This is a genomic window from Rhodospirillaceae bacterium (assembly GCA_040219235.1).
GTDB lineage: Bacteria > Pseudomonadota > Alphaproteobacteria > Rhodospirillales > Rhodospirillaceae > WLXB01.
This window is the reverse complement of sequence record JAVJSV010000012.1, coordinates 880,571-893,894: the sequence shown is the minus strand read 5'-3', so window position 1 is coordinate 893,894 and position 13,324 is coordinate 880,571. Positions and strand designations below refer to the sequence as shown.

The window sequence follows — 13,324 nt, the reverse complement described above, 5'->3', positions numbered from 1 at the left end:
TATTCTCTGCTGCAAGACGTTTTTGAGTCTTACCCAGAGCCAAGATTGCCAGCAAGAAAAACGTCACGAATTGGATCATCTCAAGCTGGTTACAGATGATCCGAACCTATTTCAAGCGGATGAGGTTTTCGGGAAGGACAGGGCTTTCTATCGATCGTCGGTAGGGAAAAGATCATCCTGCACAAGGATGTCATGCACTTCTGCAGCTGCACCGATCAACGGATGCTCTTGTTTGCCAAGTATATCGCCGTCGCCATTAACGTACGCAACCGGCCGCTCAATTTCTTCCAAGGTAGCGCGGGTCGAAATCACTGCAACGAGCTTGTCTTCTCGATCTTCACCGAGAATCTGAACCACGTCGTCGCGGTCAAGTGTACCCTCTGCCATTGTTATACCCTCGATTTTCATTTGACTAATAAACCAATTGGAAACTCTGCATCGTAGCCCAACGAAGGAAGCGCCGGATCGATCTCGATCACGAACAGGCCTAGGCTTCACCAGATTAGTCCGCTGAAAACCGGGCACCTTGATAGAGATCAAGTTGCTGGGCCGCCTTTTAATTCAAAATACTAGAAAGACTAACAGTGCTGGACTGCGAAAATGTGCCTGGGACTTCCGATGCAGATTATCGAAATTAATGGCAGCTACGCCCGTTGCGAAGTCAAGGGTGTTGAGCGCCGAGTTAGTCTTTTTCTTGTTCAGGACGAAACTCTTGTGCTCGGCGACTATGTTCTTGTTCACGTTGGATACGCCTTGCAGAAAATCAGTCCGACAACTGCTCAAACGACTTGGGAGCACTATGATTCAATTCTAGGTGAATATACGGATGATTCCGAGATTGACGTCATGAGTCAAGAAAGCCGGGGGACTGAAAAGTGAGTGCCTCAGCTGCCCATTGGCTACAACGGATACGAGATCTCGCGTTACCTGCTCGTGTACGGATTATGAACGTCTGTGGCGGGCATGAGCGGTCAATTTCTATGGCCGGACTGCGGTCCGCCTTACCGGATAATGTTGAGCTCATCTCTGGTCCGGGGTGTCCCGTCTGCATTTGCCCGGAAGAAGACATCCGCCATGCGATTAACATCGCCCTTAATGAAAACGTGATCCTTGTGGCATTCGGCGATATGTTGCGTGTGCCGATAAATGGGCCAAAAAAATCCGTGCGCTCGCTAGAACAGGCACAAGCCGCTGGTGCAGATATTCGTCCGATTGCATCCCCCCTTGATGCTGTTGTGATCGCGGACAATCACCCTGACCGAACGGTTGTGTTCTTTGCGGCAGGATTTGAGACTACGATGGCTCCGGTCGCCGCGATGATCGCTGACGGGCCGCCTAAGAATCTTCTTGTCCTGTTGTCTGCGCGCTTAACTTGGCCAGCCGTGGCTCTTCTCCTGAATTCAGGCTCCCCTGGTTTTGACGCCTTAGTCGCACCGGGACATGTCGCAACGGTCATGGGTCCAGAGCAATGGGACTTTGTTCATACTCAACATCGCATCCCGACAGCTGTGGCCGGGTTTTCGCCGGACTCTTTGTTAGCCGGATTCTACGCCGTTCTGCGGCAATACCTCGCTGGCAAGCCATCCCTCGACAATTGCTATGCCTCCGTAGTGCAGCCGGGCGGGAATCCCCGAGCGCGCTGGCTTCTTGACGAGGTGATGACCGTTGTCGATGCACCATGGCGCGGGATCGGCATCATCCCATCTTCAGGATTCGCATTGCGTCCCGAATTCATAGCTCATGATGCGAGGGTCCAATTCGCCATAGACAGGACTAACCGGGACGAGGAAGCAGACCGCATGCCACCGGGATGTGCCTGTACTGAGGTTGTGCTGGGTAGAGCCTACCCAAACGAATGCGTGCTCTATGGACGGGCCTGCACGCCACGCCAGCCTGTCGGACCATGCATGGTGTCAGATGAAGGGGCTTGCAGAATTTGGTGGGCGAGCGTTGCCAACGCGGCGGCCCATAGGGTTAGCAATGATAGGTCTCGGAATGACATATCTGCAGTCTGACAATGCTGAGAGCACAAGAGCTGAACAGTCGACCGTTCGGGCGTTTAGGATCGTTGTCACTGGGCGCGTTCAAGGCGTTGGTTTCCGGCCATTTGTCTACACTTTGGCCAAACGCCTAGGCCTGGGCGGAAGCGTGGTCAACCAATCAGGGCGGGTCATTATCTTTGTCCAGGGTTCCCCGATAATTCTAAACGCTTTTCAAGACGCCTTAATTAGTCAAGCCCCATCTCTTGCGCGGCCCAAAATTGCCGAAGCCTTAGAGGTGAAAGTCGCCACACCGGATACGTTCTACATTCAGGAAAGTATAAATGGCGGGTCGGCTGATGTTCACTTACTTCCTGATTTTTCCGTCTGCCCCGACTGCCTTGCCGAACTGAAAGATCCATCTAAACGCCGATACAGATATCCATTTATCAACTGCACGCAATGCGGGCCACGGTATACCATCATCAAAGCTTTACCTTATGACCGCAAGAATACTGTGATGGCGCCGTTCCACCTCTGTAACGACTGCCGCGCTGAATACGAAGATCCATCTGATCGTAGATTTCACGCCCAGCCCCTTGCCTGTCCGGCATGCGGCCCCAAACTTATATTCCGGAGTAAAAACGAGACTCTGGAGAACAACGATGATGCTCTTGCCGCTTGTTGCGACGCCCTCGGAGCGGGGAAGATCGCCGCCGTAAAAGGCATCGGCGGCTATCACCTGATATGCGATGCCAGTAATGATGATGCGATTAGAGCTCTGAGGAAAAGAAAGCATCGTCCCGACAAACCCTTGGCGATCATGTGTCCTATGTATGGTGCAGACAGACTTGATGCCGTTCGCAAAGCCGTTTCACTGGATGAGACCACGGCTCATCACGTCTTAGATTCGAGCCGGCCAATTGTCTTAGTGCCAAAGAGGCTCGATTCAGATTTATCCCAGATGCTGGCCCCCGGTCTTCATTATCTTGGCGTATTCCTACCCTATAGCCCGTTGCATCACCTGCTGCTCGAAGATTTTGGTCGTCCGGTTGTTGCCACCTCCGGCAATATCAGCGGCGAGCCCGTGCTGACGGACAATGCAGAGGCGGAACAGCGTCTCGCAAAAATAGCGGACGTGTTCTTGCATCATGACCGCCCTATCTTGCGACCTGCAGACGATACAGTGGTTGCGGTGGCTGCGGGCAAGACCCGCACAATTCGGTTGGGCCGTGGCTGGGCCCCTATGGAAATGGAATTGCCGGGTAGGTTACCTGAACCCGTTCTGGCTCTTGGCGGACATATGAAAGCCACAGTAGCGCTCGCCTGGGAAAACCGAGTAGTCGTCTCGCCACACATTGGCGATCTCGGCTCGCGCCGTAGTCTTGAAGTCCTTGAGCAAGTTGTAACCGACTTACAAAAGGTTTACGGGGTTGATGTAAAAACCTTAGTCTGTGACGCACACCCTGGGTCGCCCAGCACACGGCGCGCCAAGCATAGTGGGTTGCCATTACGGCAAGTTTTCCACCATCATGCGCATGCATCCGCGCTTGCTGGAGAGCACCCCGAAGTCGATCAATGGCTCACGTTTACATGGGACGGCATCGGCTTCGGTGAAGATGGAACACTCTGGGGCGGAGAGGCGCTGCTGGGTAAACCGGGACGGTGGGCAAGGGTCGCCAGTCTAAAACCCTTCAGAATTCCAGGTGGTGACAAGGCTGGACGAGAACCCTGGCGGTCTGCAGCGGCGATCTGTTGGGAATCGGGCTATAACAGCCGGATCGACCATCCGCACCTCGAAACCGCTCAAGCCGCTTGGCGGGCAGGAATCAACACCACGGTCACATCATCCGTTGGCCGTCTGTTCGACGCTGCGGCTAGCTTGGTATTGGGCTTGAGGGCCACCAGCTTCGAGGGCCACGGACCGATGATGCTAGAAGCCATCGCAGAAGATTCACCGGATGCAATGACGCTTCCTCTCTTGGATGACGAATCCGGCATCTTACGGACTGACTGGGCCCCCCTTCTCCCCATGCTTATGGACCGCTCAAGGCCACCAACGGAACGGTCAGCCATTTTTCACACAACTTTGGCCGTCGCCGTCATTGATCAAGTGCGTGTTCTTGCAGTCCGGCACCACATTGACGCCATTGGCTTGACCGGTGGTGTGTTCCAAAACCGCAGACTTGTCGAAGAGATTGTCAACCGAGGCCAGACTCTTGGCATTCCTATTCGCATCCCGGAACGTATGCCAGTAAATGACGGCGGCCTGAGTTATGGACAGATTATTGAAGTTCTTGGGAGGTGCAGCAATGCCTGATGCATCCACCGAATGGCATGGCGCATTAGAAGGCGTGACGCATATCTCCCTCGCCCACGGCAACGGCGGCCGCCTGATGCGTGAGCTGATTGACGGCATTTTCGTCCGTCACTTTGCTAACCCTAATCTTGACGCGAGCACCGACGCTGCACTGTTACGACTTCACGGATCCGATATTATGATCACTACCGATGGATTCACTGTGCAGCCATTGAGTTTCCCCGGCGGCGACATCGGTAGTTTAGCCGTCAACGGCACAGTCAACGACTTGGCTGTCGCGGGGGCGACCCCCCTCTATCTATGCCTGAGCGCTTTGATCGAAGAAGGGCTCGAAGTGGAAGCGCTGGACCGTATCGTAGAAAGTGCTGCGGAGGCCGCACGGCAGGCAAATGTCAACATAGTAGCAGGAGACACCAAGGTGATACCCCGCGGCCACGGTGGCGGGCTCTATCTGGTGACAACGGGCGTGGGACGTTATCGTAGCAATGCTAATTTGGGCCTCGACCATATTCAAAGTGGCGACAAAGTCTTGGTCAGCGGTCCCGTTGGCGATCACGGTGCCGCAGTGATGTTCGCCCGTGAGGATTTCGGTTTTAAGAGCGCCCTCGAATCAGATTGTACCTGCGTTTTACCGCTGACTGAGGCTCTCTACGATATTAAGGGCACGCGTTTCATGCGGGACCCGACCCGGGGAGGGCTCGCCACCGTGGCACATGAAATTGCTGCGGCTTGTCACGCCCGGATCCGCCTGTGGGAAACACATATACCGGTTCAAAAACCGGTCTTGGGCATCTGTGAAGCCCTTGGATACGACCCCTATTATTTGGCCTGTGAAGGTCGCGTTGTTGCGGTCGTCGCGGCAGACGAAGCGAATGAAGCGTTGGCACAGTGGCAGGCATTGCCACAGGGCCAGCATGCTGCCGTCATTGGGCAGGTTGAGGATGGTTTTGGCGCGGTGCTCTTAGAAACCGAGCTAGGCGGTGAACGGCTCCTTGAAGAGCTTGAGGACGACCCTCTGCCCCGCATCTGCTGACATGACTTGTTGATTGGTATCAAGGTGCTGAGATCAAGCCTGATTTATCCTCTCATCTATGGCTATGATTTGCGCCACATTGAGGACTTAACCAGGACAATGTCTGATAGTACTGCATTCGAAACAGGGTCGCATTGGCTCCTCCCGGCGGAAGCCCTTGGCATCTTGTTCAATACGCTTGTCAGGCTTGGGTATACCGTGGTCGGACCCACAGTACGTGATGGGACGATTGATTACGCTCCCTTAGAGTCTATCAACGATCTGCCACGGGGGTGGACGGAGGTTCAGGACGCGGCATCGTATAGGATGAAGCAACGAGAGGACGACGCCTTCTTTGGCTTTTCAAATGGGCCGGGGTCATGGAAAAAATTCCTTCGCCCAGAGGAAGAACTTCTCTGGCAAGCAAATCGATCCGGCGACACCTTTGAAATCGAACACGAAGTTGATACGAAATCCGGCGCACTGGCGTTTTTCGGTGTTCGGGCCTGCGATTTGGCGGCCATAGTTATTCTCGATACGGTGTTAAGAGAAAACACTAACTACGTGGCCCGCCGTAATAGCCTTTTTACCGTAGCGATCAATTGCAGCTCTGCCGGTGGCACTTGCTTTTGTGTTTCAATGAAGACGGGCCCGCAGGTAGCGCATAGTTTCGACCTTGCCCTGACCGAAGTCGTAGACGGCGAACGGCATGTTTTTGTCATTGAGGTCGGAAGCGAGAGAGGTGCAGATGTTGTAGCAAGCCTTCCAGTGAAAAAGACTAACTCCTCTGACCTGCTAAAAGCCGAAGCGATCATCCGCGGCACCGCTGAGCAGATGGAGCGCACGCTCGACACAAACGGTTTAGCACAGGCGATCGCCGCCAATCTGGATCACCCCCACTGGGACGAAGTCGCAGAGCGTTGCTTGACCTGCGGCAATTGCACCATGGTTTGCCCGACCTGTTACTGCACGACGGTTGAAGACCGGACAGACTTGGAGGGTGATCATGCCGAGCGCTGGCGTATCTGGGACTCCTGTTTCTCTCTCGATTTTACGTATGCCGCAGGCGGCAGCATCCGCGATTCAGGTCGCTCCAGATACCGCCAGTGGCTCAGCCACAAACTGAGCACCTGGGTTGATCAGTTCGGAACTTGCGGCTGCGTCGGTTGCGGGCGGTGTGTCACATGGTGTCCTGTCGGGATAGACATTACGGAAGAGGCAAAAGCGATTTCGTCTACAGATTACAAGGAGGGCGGTTATGCCCGAGACCCTTAACATTGAGGACTTGGTGCGTGAGCACCCCTTCTTGAAAGATGTCGACCCGATCATCTTCACCACACTGGCAGGATGCGGCCACAACACAGAATTCAGGGCCGGTGAGTTGATATGCCGCGAAGGCGAACCTGCGGACCACTTTTATCTTATTCGTTCCGGGCAAGTGGCACTCGAAACTTTCATACCAGGGCGCGGGAGCTTTATATTCCATTCCTTGGGCCCCGGGGATTGCCTAGGTTTGTCTTGGCTCGTTCCTCCCTATGTATGGGATTACGATGCTCGTGTTATCGAGACCGTAAACGCCTTAGCCTTCGACGCTCAGTGCCTAAGACATAAAAGTGACACTGATCCCGAGATTGGCTATGCATTTCTAAAGCAGTTCATTCCGATGCTGGTAGACCGCTTGCGTTGTGCACGCCTGCAAGCGCTTGATCTCTATTCCATGTCGAACGATAGGAACGTCCGGTGACCGCGTTTGGTGCTCCGGCAGAAGATCACACGCTCGCGCCACAGTTCTCCCGCGTTCGATGGGTGGAAAGCGTGCATCCGAGAGTCGTTTCGATAGGACTCGATGCCCCGGTTTTAGATTCGGGATTCACGTTTGCACCGGGCCAATTCGTTATGGCCTATGTCTTCGGCGTCGGTGAGATTCCTATCAGCGTGAGCGGTAATCCATCACTAGAAAACGAGATTGTTCTTACAGTGCGCAGTGTCGGGGCTGTTTCAAAAGCGATTGCTTCAGCAGAGCCCGGGTCTGTGATTGGCATCCGAGGACCTTATGGCCAACCTTGGCCCTTAGACCAGACAAAGGACCGGGATATCATCATTGTCGCAGGCGGCCTCGGCCTTGCTCCCCTGAGGCCACTGCTATTTAAGATCTTGGCCAGACGCAAGAGTTATAAAGCGGTAACCCTTCTCTATGGAGCGCGCTCCCCGGACATGATCCTCTTTCAGGATCAACTTTCGGAATGGAAAATGAACCACGACATTGATGTTCGAATCACAGTTGATACGGCCGAGGCAACCTGGACTGGAAATGTCGGGCTCATCACGAAGCTTTTGGAGGGTATAGACCTTGAGCCCAGCAACACTAATGCCTTCATCTGCGGGCCAGAGGTTATGATGCGCTTTGCCGCCCGTGCACTGATGGCCAAAAAGGTTGCACCTTCAGATATATTTCTCTCTCTAGAACGTAATATGAAATGCGGTATAGGCGAGTGCGGTCGGTGCCAGTTGGGGCCCTTCATTCTGTGCCGCGACGGTCCCGTGCTACCATTTAACGCTGTCGAACGCCTGCTGACCGTTGCAGAAGTGTGAGAAATCATGGCTGATACGAAACCTAAACTGGCCGTGTGGAAGTTCGCCTCATGTGACGGTTGTCAACTCAGTCTTCTGGACTGTGAGGATGATCTGCTAGCCCTTTCGGGCGCAGTTGAATTTGCGTCTTTCCGCGAAGCCACACGCAATGAGATTGCTGGCCCCTACGATTTGTCGCTGGTTGAGGGCTCGATTTCGGTGCCCGCCGACCTTGAGCGCATCCGTCATATCCGCGAACAGTCCCGCCATCTCGTGACCATCGGCGCCTGTGCCACAGCCGGGGGTATTCAGGCGTTACGCAACGGTCGCGATGCGGAAGAGTTTATGTCGATTGTGTATGCGAAACCCGACTATATCGACAGCCTTGCTACTTCCACACCGATCTCGGCACACGTAACGGTCGATTTCGAACTCAGGGGTTGTCCAATCGACAAGCGACAACTTCTTGAGGTCATTACCGCGTTCTTGTTTAAGCGAAAGCCGAATATTCCTCATTACAGCGTATGCATGGAGTGTAAACGACGCAGTTTAGTCTGTGTCATGGTAACTCGTGGTACTCCATGTCTAGGCCCAGTCACCCAAGCAGGATGTGGCGCTCTATGCCCGGCTTGCAATAGAGGATGTTACGGCTGTTTCGGCCCCGTGGAGACACCCAACCTACCCAGCTTAACCGAGCAATGGACGGCGCTCGGGGCAAGTCGTCGCGATATTCGCCAGGCCCTGAGCACGTTCAATACTGGTGCAGAGACCTTTGCTAGAGAAGCGGCCCGCCATGACGACTAGAATCATTAAGGTTGATTATCTCGCCCGCGTCGAGGGCGAAGGGGCGTTAAAACTAATCATACGCAACGGCAAAGTGGAAGAGGCCAAGTTAAGTATTTTTGAGGCTCCGCGTTTTTATGAAGCGCTTCTGCGCGGCAGGGATGCAGCAGAGACCCCCGACATTACAGCGCGCATCTGTGGCATTTGCCCAGTCGCCTATCAGCTTAGCGCCGTCGCCGCGGTTGAAAATGCTGCCGCTATAGACGTACCGCAGCCGATCAAGGATCTGCGCAGGCTGCTTATGTGCGGCGAATGGATATCAAGCCACATTCTCCACATCTACATGCTTCACGCGCCCGACTTCCTCAACTATCCGGACGCTATGGAAATGGCGCGTGACCATGGGGACATCGTCCGCCGCGGACTCGAGCTAAAGAAAGTCGGCAACGCGATCATGTCATTGATCGGTGGTCGTGAAATTCACCCGGTCAATGTCCGGGTCGGCGGATTCTATAGAGTTCCGACCCGTAAGGAGCTTCATAGTCTGACGGAGCGCTTGATTTGGGCCTGTGAAGCGGCGGAAGAAACGGTCCGCTGGACGGCGAGTTTGCCGTTTCCAGATTATTCCCGTACGTACGAGTATGTCGCCCTACTAACCACCAGCGGCTACCCGCTTGAACCGGGACTGTTGCAATCGTCCACCGGCTTGAATATTACTCCAGAATCTTACGAAGAGCATTTCATTGAAGAGCAGCGGTCGAACTCAACCGCACTTTACTCAAAGGCTTCGACCGGACAGGCATATTTCGTTGGCCCCATGGCCCGCTTCGCTCTCAGCCGTGACCAACTAAACCCGCACGCCGCAAAAGCCGCGAAGCAAAGTGATCTGCTTGCCGGGTGCGAGAATCCCTTTATGAGCATTGTCGTGCGGAGCATAGAGGTGTTGCATGCGTGCGAAGAAGCGCTCGCTATCGTTCGCGCCTATGAACCACCCGACCAGCCGTTTGAAAAAGTCGAAGCGCAAAACGCGACAGGATTCGGCATTATCGAAGCCCCCCGCGGTTTGCTCTATCAACGCTACCGGATTGGGAAAGACGGTATGATTGAAGACGTCAAGATTGTTCCACCAACTGCACAAAACCAAGCCATCATCGAAGAGGACCTCAAGAACGTCGCAACGCAATCGCAGCATCTCTCAGACTCGGACTTACAATGGCGCTGCGAGCAAACCATTCGTAATTATGATCCCTGCATTTCGTGTGCCGCGCACTTTCTAACATTGGAAGTCGAGAGACAATGACCGCATCCAGTCCACAAAAAGTCGCGCGCCTGGTCGTGATCGGCGCCGGCAATCGATTTCGGGGTGATGATGGAGTCGGCCCAATGGTCGTCCGTCACCTCCAAGGCGCCTTGCCAGAAGACGTCGCGATGGAAGTGGTGAGCGGTGAAGCAACCGATCTCCTGGCCTGCTGGGAACACGCACAGGCTGTCATCCTGATAGATGCCACCCGGGGATCAGAGGCGCCCGGGACGATCGTCAGACTTAACCTCGGGACCGATACCGGGCCGCTTGCCCGCGCCGACCCATCAAGCCACGGCCTTGGCGTCGCTGAGGCGATACGCATGGGCTATGCACTCGGGACGCTACCAAAGGACTTCATAATTTTTTCCATATATGGTGAAAGCTTTGAGCATGATGAGGCGCTGTCTCCTATGGTTGCTCAAGCAGCCTGGTCAACGGCGATGAGCGTCCGTGAAGACGTGAAATTCCTGCACCACAAGATACACGCGCGAACAGATGCATGAAATTGCACTTATGCGGGGTCTTCTGCGCCAAATAGAAGCGGTCTCGAAACAGAACGGTGAGGCGCGGATCATCCAGGTCAACATCTGGCTCGGAGCACTTAGCCAAATGTCAGCCGATCATTTTAGAGACCACTACGATCAGATGACGGCGGGAACCTGCGGTGCAGACGCGGAGATGCATATTGAGGCGTCTGATGACCCCACCCATCCCGACGCACTCCATGTCCTCTTGCAGAGTGTCGAAATCGCAGAAGCATAGCAGTAACTAGGGAGCTGTCTTTTGCAGCACCGCTTCAGCCGAGGCGACATGGTGTTTGACCCGCGCGAAGCTATCCGGAGTAACGGAGATGGAATCGATACTTGATCGGACAAGGAACTCAGCAAACGATGGTTTATTGCTAGGGGCCTGACCGCAAAGCCCAACCTTCACTCCAGCTGCGTGCGCATCTTTAATAACGGATTCTATGAGCCGGGTTACAGCAGGGTCCTCTTCTTGAAATAGCTCCGCCAACCGTTCCGAGTCACGATCAACACCCAGAGTCAGTTGGGTAAGATCGTTGCTGCCAATCGATAAGCCATCGAAGCGCTCAGCAAACTCATGCGCGAGAATGACGTTCGAAGGCACTTCACACATAACATAGATTTTTAAACCATCTTTACCGCGCTGAAGGCCCGATTTGGCTAACACATCGAGTACACGATCCGCTTCGCCCAGAGTACGGCAGAACGGTACCATTATGATGACGTTTTCCAGCCCGATCTCATCGCGCACCTTCTTGAGGGCCTTGCACTCCAACGCGAATCCATCCGCATAGTTCGGGCTATAGTAGCGACTTGCACCCCGCCACCCGATCATGGGGTTGTCTTCTTCCGGTTCAAATGACGCGCCACCAATGAGCGAAGCATATTCGTTTGTTTTAAAGTCGCTCAGTCGTACGATAACAGGCTTGGGATGAAATACGGCAGCGATCCTAGCAATACCGTAGGCAAGGACATCAACGAAAAACTGACCCGTATCGTTCCACCCTCGCGTTAATGCAGCAATTTCACGTAGGACACGCGGATCAGATATCTGCTCAGGATGGGCCAACGCCATAGGGTGGGCCTTGATGGCCGTATTAATAATGAACTCCATGCGCGCCAGGCCAACGCCATCACACGGCAACTGCCACCAGCGTGCTGCCGCAGCCGGGTTGGCGAGATTCAGCATAATCTGCGTCTGTGTGGGCGGGATCGAATCGAGTTTCACTGCTTCAACTTCAACATCCGCCGCACCGGAATATACCTTCCCGTCAAGGGAAGATACCGTGACCACTTGGCCTGTTTTCAAAACACGGGTTGCGGCCAGCGTCCCAACGATTCCCGGCAAACCCAGTTCACGGCAAACAATCGCGGCGTGTGACGTACGGCTACCGTGATCGGTAACGATCGCGACGGCTTGCTGCATAATAGGAACCCAGTCAGGGTCCGTGATCGGGGTCACCAATACAGATCCAGGAACAAACGAGTCTATGTCTGCCGCGCTATCCAAGCAGCATACCGGGGCAGAGACCACGCCCTCGCCCACATTCAGACCAGATACCAGCGGCTTTCCAAGGTTTCTGACTGTGTAACTTTTGAGTCCTGCATCTCTGCGCAAGGCGTGTCCGGTTTCAGGACGAGCCTGTACGATAAAGAATTCGCCGGAGAGTCCGTCTTGCGCCCATTCAATATCCATAGGCTGACCATAATGTTTGGCAATATGGTCGGCACCTCGTGCAAGGGTGATTATATCGTCTTCAGATAGCACAAACACATCGCGCTCTGACCGCCGCTTACTCACCAGTTTTGTTGCACCGCCACGACCATAGACTACGGACTTTTGCTTTGCTCCCAGTTTCTTATTCAGAATGGGTTGGCAATTCTTGTTGTCCAATAAGGGACGAAAGACCCAATATTCATCAGGGTCGACCGTGCCTTGGACCAGCCCCTCACCTAGCCCCCATTCGGCATTGATAACAACAACATCAGGAAAGGCGGTCTCAGGATCGACCGAGAACATGACCCCAGACGCCCCCTTGTCTGCACGGACCATTTTTTGCACACCAACAGACATTTTCACTTTGGTATGCTCGAAGCCATGTTTAAGACGATAGGCAATTGCCCGGTCTGTAAACATTGAGGTGAAACATTGACGGCAAGCCTCTAGGAGTTTTTTCTCGCTGGTGACATTAAGAAAACTTTCGTGTTGGCCCGCAAAAGACGCTCCCGGCAAATCCTCCGCCGTCGCACTGCTACGCACTGCCAGGGCGGGACGGCCTCCAAGTTGCTTTAGCAAGGTGGAATAGGCTTTATGAATCTCCTCAATAAGATCGGTCGGCAGGGCTGTTTCAGAGATCAACTTACGTAGAGCCGCGCCTCGATTGGCAAGTTTTTTCAGGTCCTTATCGGTTACACCGGCTAAGAGATTTTGTATTTCGGGACCAATCCCGGCTTCTTCGACAAAGTTTTCATAAGCCGCAGATGTGATCACAAAGCCAGACGGCACTTTCAAATTAGATTTAGAAAGTTCGCGCGTTAGTTCTCCAAGGGACGCGTTCTTTCCGCCAACGAGAGCGATATCGTCGAGTCCGACCTCAGAGAATTGACAAACTAGAGGCAGACGACTGCTTAATTCTCGCGTCATAGGACCCTTCTTAACAACTAACCCATCTAAACATATTTCTAAGAGGTGTTCTTATCTGGAATGGGCAAGTCAAACATTGAGCCTCGTCAATTTCACCGCGCGACTAAATCCCACTTATATCCTTAAATAGCTTTGTCAGAGTAAAATCCTGATCCGTGAGAATGTCATGTTGTCGCCATCCTAAACCT

The 13,324-nt window shown here is 53.8% G+C and carries 13 protein-coding genes; 11 read left to right on the top strand and 2 right to left on the bottom strand.

The window, feature by feature from the left end:
- Positions 1 to 147: 147 nt before the first annotated feature.
- Positions 148 to 387 carry a hypothetical protein gene (locus tag RIC29_14345; protein MEQ8736102.1) on the bottom strand — a complete coding sequence of 80 codons (240 nt, stop codon included), beginning with the start codon at positions 385 to 387 and terminating at the stop codon, positions 148 to 150.
- Between the two features lie 213 nt (positions 388 to 600).
- Between RIC29_14345 and RIC29_14340 the strand changes: the two genes are divergently transcribed.
- The 11 genes from RIC29_14340 to RIC29_14290 all read left to right on the top strand — a co-directional run bounded on the left by RIC29_14340 (position 601) and on the right by RIC29_14290 (position 10,730).
- Positions 601 to 879: a HypC/HybG/HupF family hydrogenase formation chaperone gene (locus RIC29_14340; GenBank protein MEQ8736101.1), complete on the top strand. Its 279-nt coding sequence runs from the start codon at positions 601 to 603 to the stop codon at positions 877 to 879.
- Positions 876 to 2,015 (top strand): hydrogenase formation protein HypD, encoded by a 1,140-nt coding sequence (gene hypD / locus RIC29_14335; GenBank protein MEQ8736100.1) that lies wholly within the window; start codon positions 876 to 878, stop codon positions 2,013 to 2,015. The genes RIC29_14340 and hypD overlap by 4 nt, the downstream gene beginning before the upstream one ends.
- Positions 1,996 to 4,299: a carbamoyltransferase HypF gene (hypF, locus tag RIC29_14330; protein ID MEQ8736099.1), complete on the top strand. Its 2,304-nt coding sequence runs from the start codon at positions 1,996 to 1,998 to the stop codon at positions 4,297 to 4,299. Before hypD ends, hypF begins: the two co-directional genes overlap by 20 nt.
- The gene (gene hypE, locus RIC29_14325) at positions 4,292 to 5,332 is read left to right on the top strand and encodes a hydrogenase expression/formation protein HypE (protein MEQ8736098.1); all 1,041 of its coding nucleotides are present in this window, start codon (positions 4,292 to 4,294) and stop codon (positions 5,330 to 5,332) included. The genes hypF and hypE overlap by 8 nt, the downstream gene beginning before the upstream one ends.
- Positions 5,333 to 5,431: 99 nt before the next feature.
- Positions 5,432 to 6,586: a 4Fe-4S dicluster domain-containing protein gene (locus RIC29_14320; protein MEQ8736097.1), complete on the top strand. Its 1,155-nt coding sequence runs from the start codon at positions 5,432 to 5,434 to the stop codon at positions 6,584 to 6,586.
- Complete coding sequence (locus tag RIC29_14315; protein ID MEQ8736096.1) at positions 6,570 to 7,055, top strand: cyclic nucleotide-binding domain-containing protein; 486 nt, start codon at positions 6,570 to 6,572, stop codon at positions 7,053 to 7,055. The genes RIC29_14320 and RIC29_14315 overlap by 17 nt, the downstream gene beginning before the upstream one ends.
- Positions 7,052 to 7,903, top strand: a complete 852-nt coding sequence (locus RIC29_14310) for an FAD/NAD(P)-binding protein (GenBank protein ID MEQ8736095.1) — start codon at positions 7,052 to 7,054, stop codon at positions 7,901 to 7,903. Before RIC29_14315 ends, RIC29_14310 begins: the two co-directional genes overlap by 4 nt.
- Positions 7,904 to 7,909: 6 nt before the next feature.
- A complete protein-coding gene (locus tag RIC29_14305) occupies positions 7,910 to 8,686 on the top strand; it encodes an oxidoreductase (GenBank protein ID MEQ8736094.1) in 777 nt (258 codons plus the stop codon).
- A complete protein-coding gene (locus RIC29_14300; GenBank protein ID MEQ8736093.1) occupies positions 8,676 to 9,965 on the top strand; it encodes a nickel-dependent hydrogenase large subunit in 1,290 nt (429 codons plus the stop codon). The genes RIC29_14305 and RIC29_14300 overlap by 11 nt, the downstream gene beginning before the upstream one ends.
- Positions 9,962 to 10,471: a hydrogenase maturation protease gene (locus RIC29_14295; protein ID MEQ8736092.1), complete on the top strand. Its 510-nt coding sequence runs from the start codon at positions 9,962 to 9,964 to the stop codon at positions 10,469 to 10,471. Before RIC29_14300 ends, RIC29_14295 begins: the two co-directional genes overlap by 4 nt.
- 10 nt (positions 10,472 to 10,481) lie before the next feature.
- Positions 10,482 to 10,730 carry a hypothetical protein gene (locus tag RIC29_14290; protein ID MEQ8736091.1) on the top strand — a complete coding sequence of 83 codons (249 nt, stop codon included), beginning with the start codon at positions 10,482 to 10,484 and terminating at the stop codon, positions 10,728 to 10,730.
- A 6-nt stretch (positions 10,731 to 10,736) separates the two neighbouring features.
- On the opposite strand, the gene ppsA is transcribed toward RIC29_14290, so the two are convergent.
- The gene (ppsA, locus tag RIC29_14285) at positions 10,737 to 13,136 is read right to left on the bottom strand and encodes a phosphoenolpyruvate synthase (GenBank protein ID MEQ8736090.1); all 2,400 of its coding nucleotides are present in this window, start codon (positions 13,134 to 13,136) and stop codon (positions 10,737 to 10,739) included.
- Positions 13,137 to 13,324: the final 188 nt, after the last annotated feature.

Excerpts from the sequence above, each read along its gene's own strand:
- RIC29_14345 (MEQ8736102.1), bottom strand. The coding sequence starts at position 387 with ATGGCAGAGGGTACACTTGACCGCGACGACGTGGTTCAGATTCTCGGT.
- RIC29_14340 (MEQ8736101.1), top strand. The coding sequence starts at position 601 with ATGTGCCTGGGACTTCCGATGCAGATTATCGAAATTAATGGCAGCTAC.
- hypF (MEQ8736099.1), top strand. The coding sequence starts at position 1,996 with ATGACATATCTGCAGTCTGACAATGCTGAGAGCACAAGAGCTGAACAG.
- hypE (MEQ8736098.1), top strand. The coding sequence starts at position 4,292 with ATGCCTGATGCATCCACCGAATGGCATGGCGCATTAGAAGGCGTGACG.
- RIC29_14320 (MEQ8736097.1), top strand. The coding sequence starts at position 5,432 with ATGTCTGATAGTACTGCATTCGAAACAGGGTCGCATTGGCTCCTCCCG.
- RIC29_14315 (MEQ8736096.1), top strand. The coding sequence starts at position 6,570 with ATGCCCGAGACCCTTAACATTGAGGACTTGGTGCGTGAGCACCCCTTC.
- RIC29_14305 (MEQ8736094.1), top strand. The coding sequence starts at position 7,910 with ATGGCTGATACGAAACCTAAACTGGCCGTGTGGAAGTTCGCCTCATGT.
- RIC29_14300 (MEQ8736093.1), top strand. The coding sequence starts at position 8,676 with ATGACGACTAGAATCATTAAGGTTGATTATCTCGCCCGCGTCGAGGGC.
- RIC29_14295 (MEQ8736092.1), top strand. The coding sequence starts at position 9,962 with ATGACCGCATCCAGTCCACAAAAAGTCGCGCGCCTGGTCGTGATCGGC.
- RIC29_14290 (MEQ8736091.1), top strand. The coding sequence starts at position 10,482 with ATGCGGGGTCTTCTGCGCCAAATAGAAGCGGTCTCGAAACAGAACGGT.
- ppsA (MEQ8736090.1), bottom strand. The coding sequence starts at position 13,136 with ATGACGCGAGAATTAAGCAGTCGTCTGCCTCTAGTTTGTCAATTCTCT.